The sequence below is a fragment of the Bacillus sp. ok061 genome (assembly GCF_900108285.1).
Lineage (GTDB): Bacteria > Bacillota > Bacilli > Bacillales > Bacillaceae_G > Bacillus_A > Bacillus_A thuringiensis_S.
On record NZ_FNUW01000022.1, the window covers coordinates 1 to 23,594 of the forward strand.

Genomic DNA, 23,594 nt, shown 5'->3' on the forward strand with positions numbered 1-23,594 from the left:
TTTTAATCTCTTTTTCCAATTGACGCTCCGAACGAATACCGTAAAAATATCCAATAAACATCATTTTAAATAAAACGATAGGATGGATTGAAGGACGTCCATTGTTTTCACAGTAATAAGGGCGTAACTTCTCTTCAATAAAATCAAAACTAATTGTCGCTTCGATCGCACGAAGGAAATGATCTTGTGGAACCAACTCTTCTACAGAAACAGATACACGTTCATCACGATGATTTTTTAAAGCACCCATCATAAAAAATCTCTCCTTTACCTCTTTTTATCAGTGTTGACACATAAAAAGAGGTTCAGACACAAAAACAGGCTGTGGAGAAGACTTTCTCCACAGCCTGAAAAAGGACGATACATAAAGTATCGTCCTTTTAACGGGGTGAGGCTGCCCAAAAGTACGGAAAACCTTTGAACAGCCTCGTATTTTCATATGGATGCCTTACATATATCACTGATAATAATTATGAAATGCGGAAACATAATTACCATCAACTGATTCAAACATGAGAAATGAAACCCTACAGTGGTTCCATTCCTCTACATAATCTAAAGTTTGGGTACACTAGATTCATGCAATGTAGGAGCTTTCAGAGTAGAAAGCGAACCTTCGTTTAAAATGATAGCATACATATCTCCCTCAAAAATATGCAAATATGCATATATTGTTTTTATTTCTCAATGTCAGAATATTGAAAAATAAAAGGCACAAAGGTAAAATAAAGTCATTATCCGTCTTCTTTTGTCAGTCAGAGAGAATAGAGGAATAGGAGAGGAAAAAATGAGCAAATCATTGAAACAAAAAATAGTAAGCTCTTTGCTTGCTATATCACTTGCTGTTAGCTTAGCTCCAATTGGGCAAGCAAAAGCGGATTCCACTTCAGAAGTTACACAAACTTCATCTATTACAAAACAAATTGATCCAAACCGCGCCATTGAACATGTTCGTTTCTTATCTGAAACAATTGGTCCTCGCCCCGGTGGAACAAAATCCGAAGAATGGGCTTCTCGTTACATTGGTATGCAGCTTAAATCAATGGGCTATGAAGTAGAATATCAGCCATTTCAGGTGCCCGATCAATACATTGGATTTATTGAATCGCCACTATCAACAAAACGTAATTGGCAAGCCGGTGCTGCTCCTAATGCACTAATTTCTACAGAAGCTATTACAGCTCCCCTTATCTTTGTTCAAGGTGGGACAAAATTAGAAGATATTCCAAATGAAGTAAACGGTAAAATTGTTTTATTTGAAAGAGGAACGACAGTTACAGACTATAATAAACAAGTTGAAAATGCTGTTAGCAAAGGTGCAAAAGGTGTTCTTTTATACAGTTTAATTGGCGGACGCGGAAATTATGGACAAACCTTCAATCCCCGCCTAACGAAAAAGCAATCTATCCCTGTCTTTGGTCTTGCTTATGCGCAAGGAAATGCATTTAAAGAAGAAATCGCTAAAAAAGAGACAACAATTCTTTCCCTAAAAGCAAGACATGAATCTAAATTAACATCTCTAAATGTTATTGCAAAAAAGAAACCCAAAAAGAGTACGGGTAATGAAAAAGCAGTCGTTGTAAGCTCGCACTATGATAGTGTTGTTGGAGCACCTGGCGCAAATGATAATGCTTCTGGAACTGGATTAGTATTAGAACTAGCTCGTGCTTTTCAAAATGTAGAAACTGATAAAGAAATTCGCTTTATTACCTTTGGTTCTGAAGAAACTGGATTACTTGGTTCGGATTATTACGTTAATAGTCTATCCCAAAAAGAACGTGACCGTATTTTAGGCGTCTTTAATGCTGATATGGTTGCAACAAATTATGATAAAGCAAAGAATTTATACGCTATGACACCTGATGGCTCTACAAACTTTGTAACAGATGCTGCCTTGCAAGCAGGTAAACAATTAAATAATGACCTCGTTCTTCAAGGGAAATTTGGCTCCAGTGATCACGTACCGTTTGCTGAAGCTGGTATTCCTGCTGCTCTATTTATTTGGATGGGTGTCGATAGTTGGAATCCATTAATCTATCATATTGAGAAGGTATACCATACACCTCAAGATAACGTATTAGAAAACATTTCACCTGAACGAATGAAAATGGCATTAGACGTTATCGGAACAGGAGTTTATAACTCGCTTCAAAAATCTATTACTCAAACTGAACAGAAAGCTGCTTAATCATTTAAAGACCATTGATTTTTATCAGTGGTCTTTTATTGAGAAAAAATATATATGCATAAAAGCATATTTTATCCTACTCATTATCGTATACAATATTAACTGTAACAACACCGATTACAACTAATAAGGAGGCTTTTTCTATTATGAAAAAAATGATTTTAGTAGGTGCGTTAACTTTAGCAGGAATTACCGGATCTACCGCGTTTATTCCTGAAACAAAAGTCGCTGCTGCCGCTCAAGAACAAAGCTTTACAAAATTTTATTCTTTGCAAACTGGAGGTAGTTCTGAACAAGAACCTATTTTCCTTCAAAAAGGACAAGAACTAACAATTCATCCTAACAGCAAAACTCCTAGTTACAGTGTTTATGACTCAAATCATAACCTTATTGGGCGTTATTCTGATGGTTACGGCCGAATTTTCACTGCAAAAACAGATGGAAATATGTACGTTCAATTTCATGCACCTTACGTTTACTATAGTCCTGTTAGTTTTTCTGTTACTTATACAATCCAATAAAATAGGGGGCCTTTCTCAGGGGCCCTTTATTTTGCTTCCCAATTCACTTTTACAAAACCATCTTTCACCATTAAACCACTTATATTGAATACATACTTTTCATTTGCTTTTAATGTAGCTTTAAAAGTACCTTTTTTCGATTCACAAATCTCCTTTAATTCCTTTATCCCTTCTCCTTTTCTTTCATACAAGCTAAAGCATAAGTTACCACGCTTTGCATCTGTTTCATAAGAAAATGTTACTTCTGTATCTTTTGCATACTCAAGTTCAATATCTTTCCCAGCAATATCCCATGATGAGAATTTTGCCTCGTAACTTGTCTCCCCTTTCTTCTCATTTTCTAAATATATATCACCAGCTTTCCACATATCATCTAACGTTTGAACGAAAGTAAAGCCGCTAAGTAATACAAACATCGCACTTGCAAATATAACAACTAATGTTACCTTTTGCTTTTTCATACCCTTCATCGTATATTCTCCTTCTACTTTCCGGCTACTTCTGCGTATCATATATAACAAAGCTCCAATAAAAAATGGCAATACAATCGCTATAACACTCCAACACTTACTTATTCCACGCGTTTTCGCATCTGTATACACCCATGATGCTACACATACTAAAAGTGCTATAAAAGCCAAAAACATTGTAATCCCAGCTATCTCAAATACTACAAATGGATTAGCGAACTCTATCATGTAATTTATACTCCTTCTTTAAAAATGACTGTATGACAACATATATAGGAATGTATAGGTGCATCATAATAATTATTGTTATAACGACAGATATTTTATGATCCAAATGACTAACAAACTGCTCTAGGGTGACTGTTAATACAATCATCCAAATAGCATGAATGAAAACAACCCATCTCTTTTCTAATTTTCGAGCATTTCGCACGCTCTGTTTCGTATCGTTTATTAGCTCTTCGTTAGGAACCATCTCTCCCGCTAAGCTACTTTTTATCTTCTGATCAAACTTATCTTCCGTCATAAACGAACCCCTCCAAATGTTCTCGCATTTGCTTCTTCGCATAATTAAGGCGGTATTTCACTGTACCAATCGGTATATTTAATATTTCACTCATTTCTTTATAAGAGTATTGTTCATAATAGTAGAGTACGAGCACAGTTTTATACTTTTCATTCAATAACTGTATAACTTCCCGTATCATTTCCGCTTCCACTTTTCGAATAAATTCTTCTGATATATTTACTTCATCTGCGAAATCTATTTCTCCACCATCTTCTTTATGAAACAAATCCAATATTCGATCTTTCCACCTTTTTTTCTTACGATAAAAATCATAAAACGTACGAACACAAATTGTAGTAATCCATTTTTTATAATTATCCACATAGGAAAGTTGGTGCCTTGATGAAAAAACCTTTATCCACGTCTCTTGAAAAATATCTTCCGCATCTTCTTTCGTTTTCGCTAACTTATAGCATAAGGAATATATTTGCTGCTTATATATATCAATTAATTCTTCTACCTTTTCTTCCATCATAAGCCTCCTGTCATTTATATAAGACGACGCAAATTATCCTTTTGTTTGATAAAATTTTATTTTTTTATTATCTCCATACAAAAAGGCAATCACAACATCATGTGATTGCCTTTTATTTAAAAACGAAAGTCCGCTTCCGCTTTTCTTCATTACATTTTTTCTGGTGCAGATACTCCTACGATTGCTAATGCATTTTGAAGTGTAGTGCGTACTGCTTTCATTAACTCGTAACGAGCTTTACTTAATTCTAAGTTATCTTGGTTTAATACTTTTTCTGCATTGTAGAAGCTGTGTAATGCTGCTGCTAATTCAAATGCATAGCTTGTAATGCGGTGTGGCAGACGTTTTTGTGCTGCATCCGCAACTACAGCTGGGAATTCACCAAGCTTTTTCAGTAATTCTACTTCTTTCTCAGAAGTAACAAGTTTGTAATTCACGTCTCCATCTGCAGCTAATCCTAACTCTTCACCTTGACGAAGGATACTGCATACACGAGCATGAGCATATTGTGCATAGTATACTGGGTTTTCATTAGATTTTGATACAGCTAAGTCCATATCGAAGTCTAAATGAGAATCACCGCTACGCATCGCGAAGAAGTATCGCATTGCGTCCACGCCTACTTCTTCCATAAGCTCACGAAGTGTAACTGCTTTACCTGTACGTTTACTCATTTTCATTTTTTCACCATTTTGGTACAGTTGTACCATTTGGATGATTTCTACTTCAAGTGTTTCTTTATCGTAACCTAGCGCTTGAATAGCAGCTTTCATACGAGGAATGTAACCGTGGTGGTCAGCACCCCAAATGTTGATTAGCTTATCGAAACCACGCTCTAATTTATCGCGATGGTAAGCAATATCTGGCGTTAAGTATGTGTAAGAACCGTCATTTTTAATTAATACACGGTTTTTGTCGTCACCGTAAGTCATTGAACGGAACCAAGTTGCTCCGCCTTCTTCAAAGATTTCGTCACGCTCTTTTAATACAGCAAGTGCAGCATCGATTTTTCCGTTTTTGTATAATGATGTTTCTGAGAACCATACATCAAATTTAACACGGAAGCTCTCTAAGTCTTTTTGAAGTTTTGCTAACTCATATTTCAAACCGTATGAACGATAGAATTCATAGCTTTCTTCAGCATCAGCTTTTGCGTAACGATCGCCAAACTCTTCAGCTAAACGTTTACCGATTCCAATGATATCCGCACCATGGTAACCGTCTTCTGGCATTTCTTTATCTAAACCTAAAGCTTGCATGTAACGAGCTTCAACAGAAAGAGCTAAGTTATGAATTTGGTTACCAGCATCATTAATATAGTACTCACGAGATACATCGTATCCTGCTTTTGCTAATACGTTACATAAAGTATCACCCACTGCCGCACCACGTGCATGTCCTAAATGAAGGTCACCTGTTGGATTCGCAGATACGAACTCAACTTGTACTTTTTCACCTTTACCAGTATTCGTTTCACCGTAAGCTTCACCGGCGTTTACGATTGTTGGAATTAAATCTGTTAAGTAGCTATTATCCATATAGAAGTTAATAAAACCAGGACCAGCGATTTCGATTTTTTCAATAGAAGCTTTTGCTTTATCGAAGTTTGCAACTAGTTCTTCTGCAATCATACGAGGTGCTTTTTTCGCAACGCGTGCAAGTTGCATTGCCATGTTTGTAGAGAAATCACCATTTGTTTTATCTTTTGGAGATTCTAATACAACGTTTGGAATCTGTTCTTCTGTCGCTAATTCTGCCTTTAATACAGCGGCTTGAATTTCTTCTTTAATCAATCCTTTTACCTGTTCTAAGGAATTCATTATTTTGCCTCCTTCAAATTAATTGTAATCGTATATCTGCCAGCTTCTTGTTCACTTAGAAGCAATGCGTACGTTAAGAAGAGTTGTCCTTTTTTCTTTTCATCCGACCATTTAAAAAGAACGTTATCAGTCTTTGTTTGCAATGCAAACGTACCAAGTTCACTCGTATACGTACCAGTTGTCCATTCACCTTTCACATGCGTTTGACGCATAGAAACAGCACCTGAACGCATAATGAGAACTTGTTCATCTTGAATTTTAATAATTGTCTTCACTTCGCCTTGTTCGTTCGGCTCCTGGAATGTTACATATGTACCTTGACCTTTTACATAGTATTGACCATTTGCTTCAAAAGCAACGGTTTCCTTCCTCGCCCCTTCACGGATTTCTGTTACGAAATAAACGTGTACCGGCAAGCCTGCAAGTTGTTTCTCCACGTCTTGCACACCTTTCAAATGTTATAGATATTAAATACTACTTATAATAAATCACTTTTCCTATCATATCAAAAAAAGACTCTGTCTGTCTGCTGAAAAATCAGGAAAACTCCATTTCAAAAAATAATTCCCTTCTACTTTATTTCATATGATAAAATATTTTTTAAATCTAAATATTCTTTTAATTACAGAGGTGAATTCAGTGATACCAACAAAGCTAAAAAAGGGTGATGAAATACGAGTGATTTCACCATCTTGTAGTTTAAGTATTGTTTCAAATGAAAATAGAAAACTTGCTATAAAAAGATTAACTGACATGGGCTTTCAAGTGACATTCTCAAAATATGCTGATGAGATAGATCGATTTGCTTCCTCTTCTATTTCTTCCCGCATTCAAGACCTCCATGAAGCATTTGGAGACCCTAATGTAAAAGCTATTTTGACGACACTTGGCGGATACAACTCAAATAGTTTATTGAAACATCTCGATTATGATTTAATTCGTGAAAACCCGAAATTTTTCTGTGGTTATTCTGATATTACTGCCTTAAATAATGCAATTTACGCAAAAACAGGTCTTGTTACATATTCGGGTCCACACTTCTCTTCATTTGGAATGGAAAAAGGACTCCATTACACGGCTGATTATTTTTTACAATGCTTAACCATTAATGAGCCTATTGAAATCATTCCGGCTGAAACGTGGAGCGATGATTCTTGGTATATGGATCAGGAAAATCGAGAATTTATTAAAAATGAAGGGTATGTTTCGATTCAAGAGGGGGAAGCAACAGGAGATATTATCGGTGGTAATATGAGCACACTTAATTTACTACAAGGCACACCATATATGCCAAACTTAAAGGGCAAAGTTTTATTCCTTGAAGAAGACAGCTTAACAGGAAAATCGACACTTAAAACTTTTGATCGCTATCTGCATTCCCTTATGCAGCAACCTAATTTTGAACATATAAAAGGTATTGTAATAGGAAGAATGCAAAAAGAAGCAGAATGTACGATAGCGGACATTCAAGAAATGATTTCTTCAAAACCTGAACTTGCAAATATTCCTATCATTGCAAACGCAAGTTTCGGGCATACAACCCCGATTTTCACTTTCCCAATTGGTGGACGTGCAAAAATTATTTCTAACAAAGAAAAGACATCTATCACTATTTTAACGTACTAAAAAAGGAGCGAATGAGTCGCTCCTTTTATGGTTTTTCTATTTTTTGCAACGCTTTTTGCGGGATTGACTCTTTCGTTATTTCAGCCCATCCTTTTCCTTGCATACCTTTTGCATAAATTTTTATAAAAGCACCTGCATGCAATTCACGATTTACCATTCTTTTAATAATTTGTTGATTTCCGTCCTCTGTATACCCTTTAAATGTATACAAATACTCACCGTCTTTTTTCTCACCTTTATCTACAACCGCATAATAATCTTGTATTTCTTTATTTGAAAAGAAGTTGTCTACAAAAGCATGTACACCTTCTGTTTTTGTATTCAAATAATACGCTGTTCCCCCTAAAATAATGGCGAATACAGCTAAAACTTTAATGACCAATTTCATACATGCGCCTCCTGTTTTACACTTCTTTCTCACTAATGTTATGTCTATACCTGTATTATACGGAAAAGGGTATACTATACTCTATCGAAAAGTCTTACATATTCCTTACATTATTGTAAGGGATTTTTTCTTACAGCAAGTTCCCAAGAAAAATTTTTTCCGTTTCATACACTTTTATATTATTATTGAATGATACGAATTTTTATCCCGCATTAACGGGCAGTAAGACTCCCACCCCCAAATGCGGTGAATACGGGAAAGGTCGGTGGGAAACAACTGCCCGTAAATGCCCGATTGGTTCAACTAATAATCAGTGGGAAGGGACAAAACACCCACTGATTAAAGTTTCACTTTATTACAAAAATCAAAGGAGACAGTTTTCAAATGGCTATCTTGCAAGGTTTAGCACTATTACTTGTTGTACTTTGTCTATTTACACTTTTCAGTTACCGTGCACCTTACGGAATGAAGGCGATGGGTGCTTTAGCTAATGCAGCAATCGCAAGTTTTCTTATTGAAGCATTTCACCGTTATATAGGTGGAGAAATGTTTCATAATGACTTTTTACAATCAGTAGGAGAAGCTTCTGGTAGTATGAGCGGTGTCGCAGCAGCGATTTTAGTCGCATTAGCAATCGGTGTTTCCCCCGTATACGCTGTTTTAATTGGTATCGCTACTAGTGGATTCGGTATTTTACCAGGATTTTTCGCTGGATACGTTTGTGCCTTCGTCGTGAAATTTCTCGAAAAGAAATTACCAGCTGGTGTGGAATTTTTAGCAATCCTATTCATCGCTGCACCAATCTCACGTGGAATGGCAATGCTTATGGATCCGCTCGTTAACGCAACACTTGGTAAAATCGGTTCTATGATTTCAGTTGCAACTACAGAGAGTCCTATCATTATGGGTATTATGCTTGGTGGATTAATAACAGTTATTTCTACCTCTCCACTGAGTTCTATGGCACTAACTGCAATGCTTGGATTAACAGGTTTACCAATGGCAATTGGTAGTCTTGCCGTAGCAGCTTCAGCCCCGATGAACTTTATTTTCTTTAAACGATTAAAAATTTGTTCAAAGAAAGATACAATTGCTGTAGCAATCGAGCCTTTAACACAAGCCGATGTTGTCTCAGCAAATCCAATTCCAATTTATATGACAAATTTCGTTGGCGGTGCACTTGCCGGTATTATTACATCGCTATTCCAGCTTGTTAATAATGCACCAGGAACAGCATCACCAATTCCAGGTCTTCTCGTCCTATTCGGATTTAATGACGTTATAAAAGTAACAATTGCTGCTGTACTATGTGGAATCGTTACCACTATTGTCGGATACATCGGATCTATTGTGTTCCGCAAATATCCGATCCGCTCTGCTGATGAAATTCGCGGCGTTAATTCGGAAGAGAAAGTTGCATAAGAAAAAGAGTTATTCTCACCTTTTGAGAATAACTCTTTTTTTCATGTCTTGCCATGGTAAATAAGATTATATTGACGATTTTTTTAATATATCGACTTACCGACACATAATGGCAAAAATAAGAGCCCCCTATTTATATAGAGGCCTCTATTTTATCCAGCTACAGCAGCTAGAATAATCGGTGGCTCCGCTTCTTCCTTCGAGGCAAAAAGCACCTTTTGCAGGAAAGAACCTTAGTCAACGGGTCTAAACAGTCGGCTTCACTTTTACTTCACCCAACCGAGCAGCATTTCCCGCACGAATTTGCTTGCTGCGACTGGTGTTTGATCACTATGGTCGTAGACCGGAGCTACTTCTACTAAGTCTGCTCCAACTACATTTATATTTGAATTTGCAATTGCTACGATGGAATCTAATAATTCTTTAGATGTGATACCGCCAGCTTCTAACGTTCCTGTTCCTGGAGCGTGAGCTGGGTCTAATACATCAATGTCGATTGTGACATAGACTGGGCGTCCAGCGAGTTTCGGTAATACTTCTTTTAACGGTTCTAATACGTCAAATTTATATAAGTTCATACCTACTTCTTTGGCCCATTCAAATTCTTCCTTCATTCCAGAACGAATCCCAAAAGAATATACGTTTTCCGGACCAATTAAATCACACACTTTACGAATTGGTGTAGAGTGGGATAAAGGCTCCCCTTCATACGATTCACGTAAATCAGTATGAGCATCCATGTGGATGATTGCTAAATCCGGATATTTTTTTGCCATTGCCTTAAAAATTGGCCAAGACACTAGGTGCTCACCGCCGAGACCTAGTGGAAACTTATCGGCATCTAAAAGTTTTGATACATACTCTTCAATCATGTCTAAACTGCGTTGTGCGTTTCCGAATGGTAATGGGATATCACCCGCATCAAAATATTTTACCTCTTCTAATTCACGATCTAAATATGGGCTATATTCTTCAAGACCGATTGATACTTCACGAATACGTGCAGGACCAAAGCGAGAACCTGGACGGTAACTTACTGTCCAATCCATAGGCATCCCGTAAATAACTACCTTTGACTCTTCAAAACTTGGATGACTTTTAATAAATACTTTACCTGAATAAGCTTCATCAAAACGCATATTCTTTTCCTCCTTATGTGGAACTTAAGGTATCCCAACCTTTCATTATTTCTCAAATTTGGGGCGAACTGCTCCTCTTTCTCGATTTACCGGTGTCTTCTTTTTTAACAATAAGAAGACGATTTTCTTTACAGGAGTGTAAGTAGCTAGCATGTTCAAGTCTTCTGGACAAACACCTTAAATGAGCTACCTACACTTTATTTGTTCAAACTCGATTTCTTACTTAATTAAATCGCCAACAAATTTCGGTAATGCGAATGCTGCATTGTGTAATTCTTTTGTGTAGTATTTCGTTTCGATTTCGTGGAAACGCTCTTCACTTACTTCTAATGGATCATGTTTTTTAGATCCAATTGTGAACGTCCAAAGACCACTTGGGTAAGTTGGGATGTTCGCTGTGTATAAACGAGTAATTGGGAAAATCTCTTTTACGTCTTTAAACACAGTTGTAATTAGTTCTGGTGTGAACCAAGGGTTGTCCGTTTGTGCAACGAAAATACCATCTTCTTTTAACGCTTTAGAGATTCCAGCGTAGAAACCTTTCGTAAATAAGTTTACTGCTGGGCCTACTGGCTCGGTAGAATCTACCATAATTACGTCGTATTCATTTTCGCTTTCTGCGATGTGTAGGAAACCGTCTCCTACTTTTACTTCTACACGCTCATTATCTAATGCGCCTGCAATTGATGGTAAGTATTGTTTAGAGTACTCAATTACTTTTCCATCGATTTCAACAAGAGTTGCTTTCTTTACACTTGGGTGTTTTAACACTTCGCGAATAACACCACCATCGCCGCCGCCAACAACTAATACGTTCTCAGGGTTTGGATGTGTAAATAAAGGTACGTGCGCTACCATTTCGTGATAAACGAACTCGTCCTTTTCTGTTGTCATAACCATGCCGTCTAAAATAAGCATGTTTCCGAACTCTTCCGTTTCAACCATATCAAGTTTCTGGAATTCTGTTTGCTCCGTATGTAATGTGCGGTTAATACGCGCCGTAATCCCAAAATGTTTTGTTTGTTTTTCAGTGAACCATAGTTCCATCGTACAATCACGCCTTTCAATGCAAATTTATAATAGGGACATCATTAATGTCCCCTAACAAAAATAAAACAAAACATCCAAAATGTATAGTTAAAAGTACAAAAATACCGAAAATATATTTTAGTCAGAGGGTTCTAACATATGTGTATAAAGAAAACCCTTTCTTAAGAAAGGGTTTTCGTCTCTAGTTCTACTGGTTTACGAATTGGAATTAGGATCATAATACAACCAACTAACACAACAATTCCCCCAACTAAAAATGGGCTTTGTGGTGAAACTGTGTGCCCGATAACTCCTGATAAAATTGGAGCAATCGCACCACCTAACCAACGAACAAAGTTATAAACACCTGACGTAACAGATCTTTCATAAGGTGAAATATCCATTACATAACTTGTATATAATGCATTGTTTAAGCCAGATGCCAATCCTGATAAAACGATAAGAGTAATTTGTAACCACATAATTTTCACAAAGAATAGTGCAATTAAGAAAATCGCAAATACGAGTAAACTCCCCTTCAATAATGTTTTTGGTTCATATTTCCCTTCTAGCTTATGTGCTAAAATTGCAGAACCGTAAGCTAACGCGAGTCCCCATCCGCAAAATACAAAGCCTAATTGAATAGCTGATAAATGCATAATAAGTGGTGAATATGCTAACACGACAAAAAATCCGTAGTAGTATAGCATCCCTGAAATGGCACCTTGCATAAATGGTTTATACTTCACCAGGTTAAATAATTCCCCTACGCCAGCAGCCTTACGCTTCACTTTTCGCTCTGGTTCTTTTACAAAAAAGAATACTAAAATAAATGCTAAGAAAATTAAAATACTCGTCGCGAAAAACGGATAACGCCAAGAATGTCCACCTAGTATTCCACCCAATAACGGCCCCCCAGCCATACCTAAGCCGATAGCTGCTTCGTATAATCCTACCGCTTCATGAACTTCTTTACTTAATGCTATTAACAGTGTCATTGCTGTCGCAAAAAACATCGCATTTCCTAATCCCCATCCAGCACGGAAAAGAGATAATTGAGCAATCGTTTGCGATATACCGCATATAAACGCAAATACAGTCACAATCGCAAGGCCTATTGTCATCATTCGTTTATCACCAAATCTCGATGCAAATATACCAGCTGGTAACATCATGATTGCCATCGTTAAAATATAAGCGGTAAATAACATTTCAACTTGCCAATGCGTTGCACCAATTTTCTCAGCAATAATCGGCAAGATTGGGTCAACTACCCCTATACCCGAAAAGGCAAGAAAGGTAGCTACCACTGTAATCAATCTCCCTAGTTTTTGTTTGCTCTCCATTTTGATTACTCTCCTTTTGTGCTCTCTAAAAATGTTACTGCACGATGTAAACTATCTTCAAGTTCTGCCTTTACACGTTGCATTTGCTCCATTTTTTCGTCTAACGTTTGCACTTGTTTTTCAAGCATATCTTTAATCTCTTGAATCACTTCACGATCACGAGGGTTCTCGCTATTTCTTCTTTGCTCCATTCTTTCTTTTAGTGATAAGAAATGTTGCATTTCTTGAAGTGTGATTCCTAGCACTTCTTTCGCTTCTACAATTCTTTTAATTCTGGCAATATCCTCATCCGTATACAGACGAATATTCCCCTCACTACGTTCTGGGGGATGAATTAAACCAATTTCCTCATAATAACGAAGTGTACGTTTTGTTAAACCGACTTGCTTTGTTACTTCATCAATTTTATACATGTTTATTCCTCCCTTCACTCAATTATTACATTTTACGTTAACGTTAACTTTTATGCAACTGTTAGACTTTTGTAAATGTTTGTCATATTCAATTGTATTTTCCCTAAAGCAGTTTCATAATGAAAGAAAAGAGATAATAAGGAGATTTTCACATGAGTAAACCACTTATTTTTGCTCACCGCGGAGTAAAAGGAACACATCCCGAAAATACGATGATTGCCTTCCAAGAAGCTGAACGCATCGGCGCTCACGGAATTGAACTCGATGTCCACCTATCAAAAGATGGTGAACTTGTCGTAATTCACGATGAAACCGTCGATCGTACAACAAATGGCGTTGGACTTGTTGCTGAAAAAACGGTAGAGGAATTACAATCATTGGACGCTGGTAGCCATAAAGCCCCTTCTTTCCAAGAAGCAAAAATTCCAACGTTGCGCGAGGTTTTCATTTGGCTTTCCACAACGAACTTACAACTAAATATCGAATTAAAAACAGATGTTATTCATTACTCAAATATTGAGGAAAAAGTCGTTGCACTTGTGCGTGAATATCATCTTTCAAATCAAATTGTATTTTCATCATTTAACCATGACTCTGTTTCATTATTAGCAGAAATTGCTCCTGAAATTCCAAGAGCAATTTTATATGATACACCGATTGCTGATCCAATTGCCGAAGCAAAACGTCGAGAAGCAAGTGGGTTACATCCAAACTTCCAGCTATTAACGAAAGAATTTGTACAGTTAGCACAAGAGCAAGGATATGTTTTCCGTCCGTATACAATTAACGAATACAAAGATTTACAAACTATGATTGATTATGGTGTAGATGTCATCATTACCGATTGGCCAGCACGTGCCTTTGAGCTCCTTTCTTAATGGAAGGGGCTTTTTTATTTTCGAAATTTCATTGTTTAAAATAAACGAAAACCCTCAATACTAATACAATAACGCTTGTATTAATGAGGGGCTGAAAAAAGATGGATCAAACTATGAATCCAAAACTTAAAAAATATAAACGTCTTTTCTTCACCGCAATGTTTTCTTGCGTCCTTTTCTTCGTTTTTTCTTTTTTTGTTATTATTATAGTTGCAAAAATTATGGGACCTCCTCCTGTTGCGGTCCCGCAAACAAGCGTCTTTTACGCAAACGATGATACTGTTATTGGACAAAGTAACGAAATTCAAAAACGTTACAATGTCTCTCTTAATGAAATTTCACCTTATGTAAAAGAAGCGACCCTTTCTATTGAAGATCAAAGATTTTATAAACATCACGGCTTCGATGTAAAACGGATTGCAGGTGCAATTGTTGCTGATTTAAAAGCGATGGCAAAGGTACAAGGAGCTAGTACAATTACACAACAATACGCGCGTAATCTGTATTTAGATCATGATAAAACGTGGAAACGGAAATTATTAGAGGCAATGTACACTGTCCGCCTTGAAGTAAACTATAATAAAAATCATATTTTAGAAGGATATTTAAATACAATTTATTACGGACATGGCGCTTATGGCATCGAAGCTGCGTCCCGTCTATATTTCGATAAAACAGCAAAAGAGTTAACATTAGCAGAAGCTAGTATGCTCGCAGGTATCCCAAAAGGGCCAAGTGTCTATTCTCCCTTTTTGAAAGAGGATCGTGCTAAAGGGCGACAAGCTCTCATATTAGATGAAATGGTAGAACAAGGATATATTACGAAGCAACAAGCAGCCTTAGCGAAGAAAGAGCCACTAACTTTTGCCTCATTAGATACGAAAAAAGTAGCAGAGGTCGCACCATATTTCCAAGATGCTGTACAAGCTTCGCTTCTTCGTGATGTTGGATTAGACGAACAAGCTTTACAACGAGGTGGCTTGCGAATTTATACAACGCTAGACCCTAAACTACAAGCTGTAGCAGAACAAGCTGTAAAAGATCATATACCTGACACAACAAACATACAAACTGCTCTCGTCTCTATGAATCCAACGACAGGTGAAGTGGCTGCTCTTGTTGGCGGAACTGATTATACTACGAGTCAATTTAACAGGGCTACACAAGCCATCCGTCAGCCTGGTTCTACATTCAAGCCATTTCTATATTATGCGGCATTAGAACGAGGATTCACGCCTGCTACGCGCTTAAAAAGCGAATATACTGTATTTACCTTAGGTGACGGTGTTTCAAAGTATAAACCGAAGAACTATAAAGATTATTATGCCGATGATTTCGTAACGATGGCACAAGCTCTCGCAGTCTCTGATAACATATATGCTGTGAAAACGAATTTGTTTTTAGGAGATGACGCGCTTGCAAAAACAGCGAAACAATTTGGAATTAAAAGTGCATTAAAAGATGTGCCTTCTCTAGCTCTCGGTACATCACCAGTAAAACCAATTGAAATGGTCAACGCTTATAGCATGTTCGCAAACGGTGGAAAAGAAGTAAAACCTACTTTCATTCGCCGCATTATGGATCATGAAGGAAATATATTATACGATGCTCATTTAGAGAGTAAACAAGTTCTCGACAAGAGCAAAGCGTTTGTAATGGAAGAAATGATGACTGGTATGTTTAATAAGAAACTAAGCAGTTATGCTGCTGTAACTGGTCAATCGATGTTATCCAAACTATCAAGAACATATGCCGGCAAATCTGGTTCTACTGAAACAGATAGTTGGATGATCGGATTTACTCCGCAAATCGTAACTGGTGTATGGGTCGGATACGATCAACCTAAATCTATTTCAAACTTAGCAGAACAAGGATATGCGAAGAAAATATGGACTGATACGATGGAGAAAGGCTTAGATGGACAGCCTAAAAAAGAATTTAAACAACCAAGTGACGTCGTAGCGGTTAATATCAATCCAGAGAACGGTAAAATTGCTACAAAAAATTGCCCTATTTCTGTGAAAATGTATTTCGCTAAAGGTACCGAACCGACTGAATATTGTATGGATCACGTCGATGATAAAGAAGAATTTGAAAAAACGACTGAAGAAAAGAAAAAAACAAGTTGGTGGAAAAAATATCTTCCTTGGTAAAAAAAATAGCTGACGGGCATCCGTCAGCTATTTTTATTCACTTAATAATGCACGGCGCAATTCTTCACTAGATTCGTTCCAAATCGCTTCATTATGTTCTTTTAAGAACGTACCAAGTACTTTTTTAGATGATTCATCCATATGGTCAACCATAATGTGACGCTTCATTGATTTATCCATTTTGTTTACGTGTTCTGGAAGCGATTTATATCCGCGGCGAATCTCACGGTCAACTGTCATTTCACAAGCTGTTACACCTGCATAATACGCACCTGTCGCAGTTCTTTCAATTGTTACCCAAACAAGCCAAAATGGTTTTCCGTTTGGAACTTCATCTTTATTTGTTAAAAACTTAATACCTTTTTCTACTGTACTACGCGCATGCATCGCACCGATATCAACGAATGCAGTCTTCTCTAGTACATCAACAAATACAGGTGAAATGTTTTCTAAGCTTAATGCCCCAACACCAAATCCACCATGTCCATCTGTTGAATCATTTTTCACGATATTAAAACCGATTTTTTTCTTTTTCTCTGTCATATGTAAAATCCTCCTCACTTAAAAATTATAAAAGGCCAAAAATAGGCGCAATGATGCTATCTAAAAATACAAATACATGCGGAATAACTACCTGAAAAATAGGTTGAATTGTGTAATTACTAAGCGGTGTAATAACGAGAATTAATAACGCAATTGCCCCGTATTTTTCATACTGTGTCATTTTCGCGCGAATATTTGCTGGTGCTAAATCTTCCACTACGCGATACCCATCAAGTGGTGGGATCGGTAATAAGTTAAATACAAGTAAAACGATATTCAGCATAATAAAAATCTGGAAAAATTGTGCTAACGTATCTGCTACTGCAGATGGAATTGAGTATAATACACCAAATTTTAATAAGCTATACCAAATAATTAAACCAATTGCACTTAAAATTAAGTTACTAATCGGCCCTGCAATTGAAACTAATATGCCTGCAAGACGCGGTCTTTTAAAGTTATATGGGTTAACAGGAACTGGTCTTGCCCAACCAAAACCAAGAATTAATACTGCAATCAAACCGATAGGATCTAAATGGGCCATCGGTGATAACGTTAAACGCCCTTGTCTCTTTGCTGTATCGTCCCCAAATTTATATGCAACATATGCATGTGCAAATTCATGAACGGATAGTGCAATAATAATCGCCATTGCTACTAACGGAATTTCGTGCAATGGATATCTAAATAACTGATCCATACTCCAACTCCTCTTCAATATGTCCAAAAAAGAAATTATTTGTTTTTTCGATTGTTCTTCCCCATAATCCGCTATAATAAGAGTGTAACTTACATAAAAGGAGCGATTGTACATGCCATACGTAACAGTGAAAATGCTAGAAGGACGCACAGAAGAACAAAAGAAAGCTCTTGCTGAGAAAGTAACAACAGCAGTAAGCGAAACAACTGGTGCTCCTGAAGAAAACATCGTTGTTTTCATCGAAGAAATGTCTAAAAACCATTATGCAGTTGGCGGAAAACGCTTAAGCGACAAATAATCTCAAGTTTTTTCATAAGAAGCAGCCATTAGCTGCTTCTTATTTCTTTCCTTCTAACAACTCAATAATTCTCTCTTTATATTTTCCTTTTCTTCCATCTTCATAGATTAAATCATGTGGATAGAATAGCTTTTGATCCGTTCTTTTCTTACCTGTAATCGCCTCAACAATATCCGATTCACGTGAAAGCTCTCTAAGCTCTCCGTTTGGCATAAGAAGTAGGATCGGCAGACGCTCTTCTTCTTCTCCTGCACGATAAAAGTCATACGGTAAGTCTGATGTTGAATCCACTACTAAATAATACTCCGGATCAAGTCCAATCTTTTTAAATAAACTACTTAATTCCATCCAATTATCTAAACCGTGTTTATCTGTAAACTCTACATATTTAAATAGATTTCGATTCATAAAACGGCGACATAAATCGCTTAAAATTGAATCTTCTTCTTCCTGCCATACTTGGAAGTAGTAATACATAACGTTCTCGTCTAACTTTAAATAATCCTCTACTGTTACTTCTTCTTCAAATAAAGAATAGAAATGAACAGGATGATTTTTAAATGTGTAATACTTCTCGTGCAGTGATTTCGCACGGTGTAAAATCTTCGTTAAAATAACTTCTGCACTTCGCGTTACCGGGTGGAAATATACTTGCCAATACATTTGATAACGACTCATAATGTAATGCTCAACAGCATGCATACCACTATTTTTAATGACTACTTGATTCCCATACGGACGCATTACACGCAGTATACGTTCCATATCGAAGTTTCCGTACTTTACACCTGTAAAATAAGCATCTCTTAATAAATAATCCATACGATCCGCATCAATTTGACTCGAAATCATACTAATCGCTAATTTATTAGTAGACGTTTTTGCAATTACATCTGCTACCTTTTGTGGAAACTCCTTATCAACACGACTTAATACATCATTAATCTCCGTATTGCCCACAATAATCTTTTGCGTAAATTTCTCATGATCTAATGAAAATACTTTTTCAAACGAGTGAGAAAATGGGCCGTGGCCGACATCATGAAGTAATGCCGCACATAAACATAACAATCTATCTTCAGCATTCCAATTTGGTCTGCCATCAAACACATCATCAATCATACGACGAATAATTTCGTATACACCTAACGAATGAGTAAAGCGACTATGCTCTGCACCGTGAAATGTAAAAAATGTCGTTCCAAGCTGCTTAATACGGCGCAAGCGTTGAAATTCTTTCGTTCCGATTAAATCCCAAATAACACGATCACGCACGTGCACATATTTATGTACTGGGTCTTTAAACACTTTTGTTTCGCTGAGTTTGTCGTTTAAATATACCACTTTCCGACATCCCCCTTTCTTTACTACATTCTTACTTTATATTATAAACGAAATGAGAAACAGAAAGAAATGAAAGACTGTATTAATTCCCTTTATAAAAAGAAAAAATCACCTTTACCGAAGTAAAAGTGATTTCCTTTATACATTATTTACCTAAAACGAATTCAGCAACTTCGTCTAAGATCATATCTTTACCTAGTGGGAAGTAACCTTTGTTTAAGTCCTCATTTTTAATTGTAAATACGTGGTTGTTTTTAACAGCGTTCATGTTTTTCCAAATTGATTCTTCTTGGAATTCTTTTAAGCGCTGAGAACCGTCACCAGTTGTAAATACGAATAAGTAATCTGGGTTGTAATCGATTAAAGCTTCTTTTTGTACTTGTACTAACGGTTTATCAGTTGGTGTACCTTTAACTGCTGGTAGTTTTAAATCATTAAAGATTACACTACCGTAACCATAGTCACCGTATACGCGGAAAGCATTTGGATATGCAGCCATTTTCATGAATGTTGCTTCACCAGTTTTAGCGACAATTTTGTCATGCAATTTGCTTGCTTTTTCATCATACTTTTTAAACCATTCTTTTGTTTCTTTTTCTTTACCGAAGATTTGGCCTACTTCTTCGAATTTTGGACGCCATTGATCTAATGGAGTATTTAACATAACTGTTGGTGCAATTTTAGATAATTGATCATAAATCTTTTCTTGACGATTATTTACAAGAATTAAATCTGGTTTTGCAGCAGCTACTGCTTCGATGTTAATTTTATCTCCCCAAGCAGAACCAACTGGTTTAACGTCTTTTAGTTTCTTTTCAATATGTGCATCAATTTTTTCTTGAGATGTATTAGCAGTAATAACCGGTTTCATACCGAAAATTAATAATTCTTCTGTTGAACCACTAAGGTCAGCAATTTTCTTTGGGTTTGCAGGAATTTTAATTTCCCCTTTTGCATGTTTTACAGTGCGCTCTTCAGTCTTTGCATCTGCTTTCTTTTCTTCTTCTTTGTTAGAACAAGCTGCAAATAGTACAGAAGTCACAACTAGTACCATTGCTAATAGTGCCATTTTAAAATTCTTCATGTTCCCACTCCTTCTAGCTGTATTTATCTTATAAGTTACAATGAACTATAAGAAACAAAGATAACAATTAATTAATATATATATATTAACTGTTGTTAATAACCCATTCTAACGGGCATTCAACTTCCCATTCTTATATAAGAAGCTCAACGTCCATTAGAAGTCCCCCTCTTCACGAGGGGGTCCTACTTATGCTTTTTTACGCAATTGATTACTAATCATCGCTAAATCATATGTTAAACAAATTGGCTTACAGTTTACTGGACAAGGAACGATTTGAGCTTCAATCTCAAATACGTTACGAAGTGTTTCACTTGTCATAACTTCATCTGGCGTTCCTTGTTTCATTAACTTACCTGCTTTTAATGCAATCATATGATCTGAGAAACGAGAAGCGTGGTTTAAGTCATGGATAACCATAACGATCGTTCTACCTTCTTCTTCATTTAATTTTTTCAATAAGTTTAATACTTCTAATTGATGAGCCATATCTAAGTACGTTGTTGGTTCATCCAATACAAGTAATTCTGTTCCTTGTGCAAGGGCCATTGCGATCCACACACGTTGACGTTGACCACCTGATAGCGCTTCTGCTGGACGATTCGCAAATTCTTTCATTCCTGTCACTTCAAGTGCCCAGTTAATGTAGCGATAATCCTCTTCTTTCAACGTGCCAAACCCTTTTTGATGAGGGAATCTTCCATATGACACAAGCTCAAATACAGTAAGACCCGTTGGCACTTCTGCAGTTTGTGGTAAAATCGCCATTTTCTTTGCAATTTCTTTCGTTGGCTGTTTCTCAATTGCTTTTCCGTCAAGATAAACAGTACCTTGCTTTGCCTTCAAAATACGAGACGCCGTTTTTAATAATGTGGACTTCCCACAACCATTTGGTCCAATAATTGTTGTAATTTTCCCTTCCGGAATTTCAACTGTTAATCCATCAATAATTAAACCTTCATTATAGCCAACAGATACCGCATCCACCGCTAAAGTTGCCATACGAAAAGCCTCCCTTTATTTTGTCCTCATAAGTAAATAAATGAAATACGGTGCACCAATTACAGAAATAACAAGACCGACTGGTATTTCTGAAGTTGTTAGTACACTTCTTGAAATTACGTCTGCGAATAAAAGTAAAAACGTCCCTATTAGTGCAGCAGTAGGCAGCATAATTTGATGTTTACCACCAACAAGGCGCCTCGCTAAATGCGGAGCCATTAAACCGATAAAACCAATTCCTCCGGCAACAGCGACAGATGCACCAGCTAAGCAAACTGCAATAAATAATAATTTACGTCTTTCCTTTTCTACATTTAAACCAAGACCAACAGCTGTAGAGTCGCCTAAATTCATTACATTTAATATGTGTGCTTTACTTATAGCAAGCGGTAAGAAGATAACCATCCATGGAAGTACACTTAATACGAATTTCCAATCTGTACCCCACAGACTTCCCGCCAGCCAAATCGTAGCAAAACGAAAATCGTTAGATGTCATTTTCATAGAGAAAATTAAACTAACAGCTCCAAATCCAGCTGCAACGGCAATACCGACAAGTATTAATCGAGTCGATGAAACGCCGTCTTTCCATGCTAGTAAATAAATAATTACCGCTGCTAATATCGCTCCAACTAGTGCGAAGAATGGAAGAATGAATACAGATAAAAATGTACCAGTCCCTACTTTCCCGAAGAAGAAGTAGACGAATATAACAACTGTTAATCCCGCTCCAGCATTAATACCTATAATACCTGGATCAGCAAGCGGATTTCGTGATAAACCTTGCAAAATCGCTCCTGACATAGCTAAAGCAGATCCGACTAGTATAGCAATCACCATACGCGGCATACGGAATTCAAATAAAATAACAGACTGATCTTCAGCCCCTATTCCAACCAATGACTTTAATACGTCCATTGGCGGTATTTTAAAAGTTCCTGTATTTAAACTAATAAGAAATATAGAAACGATTAGTCCTACTAAAATCGTTAATATAGAAATGTTCTTCTTTGTTAAGACACTCGTCCTCACATCTTTCCTCTCCCTTCATTACGTGCTAAGTAGAGGAAGAATGGAACCCCAATTAGCGCTGTAATTGCTCCAATTGGCGTTTCAAATGGCGGGTTAATAACGCGAGATAACATATCTGCACATTCAATTAACAGCCCGCCTAAGACCGCAGAACATGGAATAACCCATCTATAGTCCGAGCCTACAAGGAAACGAGTCATATGCGGGATTACAAGACCAACAAATCCAACTGATCCTGCCATGGAAACTGCGGAACCCGTTAAAACAAGAACAAGTACTGTTCCGATAAATTTAATTAATGTCGTATTTTGACCAAGTCCAATCGCAATTTCTTCACCGAAGCTCAAAATTGTAATATATCTCGACATCATAATTGCGATAAAAAGACAAACAAGGCCAATTGGCACTAACATATTAATACTTTGCCATTTCACTCCAGCAACTCCGCCTGCATTCCACATGCTCACCTCTTGGGCAAGATTAAAATACAATGCAATTCCAGATGAAATTGCCCCTAATAAAGCACTAATAGCTGCACCTGCTAAAGCTAATTTCACAGGTGTTAATCCACCTGGTGAAGAAGACCCAATTCCATATACAATGCTTGCACCAAACGCAGCTCCAATAAAAGATGCAATAACAAACATTAAATAAGGTGAATTAGGGAAAAATGCATACATAATTGCAATTCCAAATACTGCACCATCTGTAATCCCCATTAACGATGGTGAAGCAAGTGGATTTCGCGTCATGCCTTGCATAATTGCTCCTGATACCGCTAAAAAGGCACCTGCAACTACGCCCCCTATTGCTCTAGGCATGCGAAGCTCTTGAATTACGTTATGATGTGTAATAGATCCATCAAACTGAAATACAGCTTGCCATACAGTCTTTAAACTAATATCTGCAGCCCCAAAAGAAATAGAAACTGCCATGCTTAAAGCTAACAAAACTGTACCCGCTACTAAAATAATAGAAGCAATGAGCGGTCTGCTCTTAATCTCTTTAACATTCTCTTCTTGCTGTTCTATACTGCTTGCGCTCGCTTCCATCCCTCAACCATCCTAACCAACAACATATATTTATTAAAATGAAATTTATTCTCAAATAGTAATAAAAAAATTAGGTGAATTGTTATTTTCCTGATAATGATTC

At 36.9% G+C, this 23,594-nt stretch carries 25 protein-coding genes; 7 read left to right on the forward strand and 18 right to left on the reverse strand.

The annotated features are described in order from the left end of the window. Positions 1-253, reverse strand: a 253-nt coding sequence (locus tag C4S65_RS23720) for a transposase (protein ID WP_141195401.1), incomplete at its 3' end; no start/stop codon positions are given. 534 nt (positions 254-787) lie between these two features. Between C4S65_RS23720 and C4S65_RS23725 the strand changes: the two genes are divergently transcribed. After that, entirely contained in the window at positions 788-2,188 is a 1,401-nt protein-coding gene (locus tag C4S65_RS23725) for a M28 family metallopeptidase (protein ID WP_098013605.1), read from the forward strand. 146 nt (positions 2,189-2,334) lie between these two features. Next, positions 2,335-2,709, forward strand: a complete 375-nt coding sequence (locus tag C4S65_RS23730; RefSeq protein WP_000738258.1) for a hypothetical protein — start codon at positions 2,335-2,337, stop codon at positions 2,707-2,709. A gap of 26 nt (positions 2,710-2,735) precedes the next feature. Here C4S65_RS23730 and C4S65_RS23735 read toward each other — a convergent pair whose 3' ends face one another. The 5 genes from C4S65_RS23735 to C4S65_RS23755 form a co-directional block, all read right to left on the reverse strand. Further along, on the reverse strand, positions 2,736-3,407 hold the full coding sequence (locus C4S65_RS23735; protein ID WP_086407134.1) for an anti-sigma factor: 672 nt from the start codon (positions 3,405-3,407) through the stop codon (positions 2,736-2,738). Further along, entirely contained in the window at positions 3,391-3,705 is a 315-nt protein-coding gene (locus C4S65_RS23740) for a hypothetical protein (RefSeq protein ID WP_000133815.1), read from the reverse strand. Before C4S65_RS23740 ends, C4S65_RS23735 begins: the two co-directional genes overlap by 17 nt. Continuing rightward, entirely contained in the window at positions 3,692-4,219 is a 528-nt protein-coding gene (locus C4S65_RS23745) for an RNA polymerase sigma factor (protein WP_141526961.1), read from the reverse strand. Before C4S65_RS23745 ends, C4S65_RS23740 begins: the two co-directional genes overlap by 14 nt. 152 nt (positions 4,220-4,371) lie before the next feature. Further along, positions 4,372-6,042: an arginine--tRNA ligase gene (argS, locus tag C4S65_RS23750; protein ID WP_001086462.1), complete on the reverse strand. Its 1,671-nt coding sequence runs from the start codon at positions 6,040-6,042 to the stop codon at positions 4,372-4,374. Continuing rightward, positions 6,042-6,479, reverse strand: coding sequence for a DUF1934 domain-containing protein (locus tag C4S65_RS23755; RefSeq protein ID WP_097960112.1), 438 nt, complete (start codon positions 6,477-6,479; stop codon positions 6,042-6,044). The genes argS and C4S65_RS23755 overlap by 1 nt, the downstream gene beginning before the upstream one ends. 202 nt (positions 6,480-6,681) lie before the next feature. Here C4S65_RS23755 and C4S65_RS23760 point away from each other — a divergent pair, with 202 nt between their 5' ends. Beyond that, complete coding sequence (locus tag C4S65_RS23760) at positions 6,682-7,668, forward strand: S66 peptidase family protein (RefSeq protein ID WP_097960111.1); 987 nt, start codon at positions 6,682-6,684, stop codon at positions 7,666-7,668. 25 nt (positions 7,669-7,693) lie between these two features. On the opposite strand, the gene C4S65_RS23765 is transcribed toward C4S65_RS23760, so the two are convergent. Further along, positions 7,694-8,056 carry a YxeA family protein gene (locus tag C4S65_RS23765; protein ID WP_000779933.1) on the reverse strand — a complete coding sequence of 121 codons (363 nt, stop codon included), beginning with the start codon at positions 8,054-8,056 and terminating at the stop codon, positions 7,694-7,696. A gap of 384 nt (positions 8,057-8,440) precedes the next feature. Here C4S65_RS23765 and C4S65_RS23775 point away from each other — a divergent pair, with 384 nt between their 5' ends. Continuing rightward, positions 8,441-9,478 (forward strand): PTS sugar transporter subunit IIC, encoded by a 1,038-nt coding sequence (locus tag C4S65_RS23775; RefSeq protein WP_000996327.1) that lies wholly within the window; start codon positions 8,441-8,443, stop codon positions 9,476-9,478. Positions 9,479-9,744: 266 nt separating this feature from the next. On the opposite strand, the gene speB is transcribed toward C4S65_RS23775, so the two are convergent. The 4 genes from speB to C4S65_RS23795 all read right to left on the reverse strand — a co-directional run bounded on the left by speB (position 9,745) and on the right by C4S65_RS23795 (position 13,405). Further along, positions 9,745-10,617, reverse strand: a complete 873-nt coding sequence (gene speB / locus C4S65_RS23780; protein ID WP_001209831.1) for an agmatinase — start codon at positions 10,615-10,617, stop codon at positions 9,745-9,747. A 219-nt stretch (positions 10,618-10,836) separates the two neighbouring features. Continuing rightward, positions 10,837-11,664, reverse strand: a complete 828-nt coding sequence (speE, locus tag C4S65_RS23785) for a polyamine aminopropyltransferase (RefSeq protein WP_000424696.1) — start codon at positions 11,662-11,664, stop codon at positions 10,837-10,839. Positions 11,665-11,828: 164 nt separating this feature from the next. Further along, positions 11,829-12,992: an MFS transporter gene (locus C4S65_RS23790; protein ID WP_097960109.1), complete on the reverse strand. Its 1,164-nt coding sequence runs from the start codon at positions 12,990-12,992 to the stop codon at positions 11,829-11,831. Positions 12,993-12,997: 5 nt separating this feature from the next. After that, positions 12,998-13,405: a MerR family transcriptional regulator gene (locus C4S65_RS23795; protein WP_000276560.1), complete on the reverse strand. Its 408-nt coding sequence runs from the start codon at positions 13,403-13,405 to the stop codon at positions 12,998-13,000. 152 nt (positions 13,406-13,557) lie between these two features. Here C4S65_RS23795 and C4S65_RS23800 point away from each other — a divergent pair, with 152 nt between their 5' ends. Together C4S65_RS23800 and C4S65_RS23805 are read left to right on the forward strand one after the other, a co-directional pair. Next, a complete protein-coding gene (locus C4S65_RS23800) occupies positions 13,558-14,283 on the forward strand; it encodes a glycerophosphodiester phosphodiesterase (protein ID WP_061667915.1) in 726 nt (241 codons plus the stop codon). 101 nt (positions 14,284-14,384) lie between these two features. After that, positions 14,385-16,436: a PBP1A family penicillin-binding protein gene (locus C4S65_RS23805; protein WP_086407127.1), complete on the forward strand. Its 2,052-nt coding sequence runs from the start codon at positions 14,385-14,387 to the stop codon at positions 16,434-16,436. A gap of 33 nt (positions 16,437-16,469) precedes the next feature. On the opposite strand, the gene C4S65_RS23810 is transcribed toward C4S65_RS23805, so the two are convergent. Both C4S65_RS23810 and C4S65_RS23815 read right to left on the reverse strand, forming a co-directional pair. After that, positions 16,470-16,979, reverse strand: a complete 510-nt coding sequence (locus tag C4S65_RS23810; RefSeq protein WP_000136683.1) for a YwhD family protein — start codon at positions 16,977-16,979, stop codon at positions 16,470-16,472. 25 nt (positions 16,980-17,004) lie between these two features. Continuing rightward, positions 17,005-17,679 (reverse strand): site-2 protease family protein, encoded by a 675-nt coding sequence (locus tag C4S65_RS23815; RefSeq protein WP_000372445.1) that lies wholly within the window; start codon positions 17,677-17,679, stop codon positions 17,005-17,007. A 112-nt stretch (positions 17,680-17,791) separates the two neighbouring features. Here C4S65_RS23815 and C4S65_RS23820 point away from each other — a divergent pair, with 112 nt between their 5' ends. Continuing rightward, on the forward strand, positions 17,792-17,977 hold the full coding sequence (locus C4S65_RS23820) for a 2-hydroxymuconate tautomerase (RefSeq protein ID WP_001147172.1): 186 nt from the start codon (positions 17,792-17,794) through the stop codon (positions 17,975-17,977). A 39-nt stretch (positions 17,978-18,016) separates the two neighbouring features. Here C4S65_RS23820 and C4S65_RS23825 read toward each other — a convergent pair whose 3' ends face one another. From C4S65_RS23825 to C4S65_RS23845, 5 genes are all read right to left on the reverse strand, one after another. After that, complete coding sequence (locus C4S65_RS23825) at positions 18,017-19,321, reverse strand: HD domain-containing protein (protein ID WP_061667916.1); 1,305 nt, start codon at positions 19,319-19,321, stop codon at positions 18,017-18,019. A 145-nt stretch (positions 19,322-19,466) separates the two neighbouring features. After that, the gene (locus tag C4S65_RS23830) at positions 19,467-20,405 is read right to left on the reverse strand and encodes an ABC transporter substrate-binding protein (RefSeq protein ID WP_000787724.1); all 939 of its coding nucleotides are present in this window, start codon (positions 20,403-20,405) and stop codon (positions 19,467-19,469) included. Between the two features lie 189 nt (positions 20,406-20,594). Further along, positions 20,595-21,407: an ABC transporter ATP-binding protein gene (locus tag C4S65_RS23835; protein WP_000212068.1), complete on the reverse strand. Its 813-nt coding sequence runs from the start codon at positions 21,405-21,407 to the stop codon at positions 20,595-20,597. Between the two features lie 15 nt (positions 21,408-21,422). Continuing rightward, a complete protein-coding gene (locus tag C4S65_RS23840) occupies positions 21,423-22,439 on the reverse strand; it encodes an iron ABC transporter permease (RefSeq protein ID WP_001260753.1) in 1,017 nt (338 codons plus the stop codon). Then, on the reverse strand, positions 22,436-23,491 hold the full coding sequence (locus C4S65_RS23845; RefSeq protein WP_000388296.1) for an iron ABC transporter permease: 1,056 nt from the start codon (positions 23,489-23,491) through the stop codon (positions 22,436-22,438). The genes C4S65_RS23840 and C4S65_RS23845 overlap by 4 nt, the downstream gene beginning before the upstream one ends. Positions 23,492-23,594 lie beyond the last annotated feature (103 nt).